Consider the following 554-nt stretch of genomic DNA (forward strand, 5'->3'; position numbering starts at 1 on the left):
GATCGCTTCGACTGCACCTTTCGCCCATTGTGGAATCACTTCATCATCGGCAAAGCCGGTTGACATGCCGGGATTCGTCTGCAATGTAAGGGACCGGGCGATCATTGCCGCCATCTCTGCACGCGTGATGCGGTTGTTTGGCCGGAAACTGCCATCATCGTATCCATCGATAATTCTCGCCTCTACCGCCTGTGCAACGGCTTGTTTTGCCCATTCGCCGATTTGTTCGTTGTCGGCAAACGTAAGTGCTGTACCTTCACTTTTCAGTTTCAGAGCGCCTGCCAGCATCACGGTAAACTCGGCGCGAGTGACCGGATTGTTCGGTTTAAATGTGCCGTCTGGATAACCGCTAACGAAGCCTTTCTCTACAGCACGCAGGATGTAGTTCTTTGCCCAATGTCCGGCGATATCGGAAAATTCAATGGCCGGTTCGGACGGTTGTGGCGTTTCGCGGTAAATGGTCAACGTATAGTTTTTCTCCGCATCATTTTCTGCTCGTACCGTTAATACGAACGTATTTTTGCCTTCCTCCAGATCGACTTTCGCCCTGTCGG

General features: G+C 51.8%; 1 protein-coding gene. It reads right to left on the reverse strand.

Annotated features, from left to right (window positions below; all coding sequences use genetic code 11):
• Window positions 1-554 (reverse strand): S-layer homology domain-containing protein (locus tag AB1L17_RS31485; RefSeq protein WP_412848925.1); only part of this gene is annotated, 554 nt, incomplete at both ends.

It is taken from the genome of Brevibacillus jepli (assembly GCF_047229145.1).
Lineage (GTDB): Bacteria > Bacillota > Bacilli > Brevibacillales > Brevibacillaceae > Brevibacillus.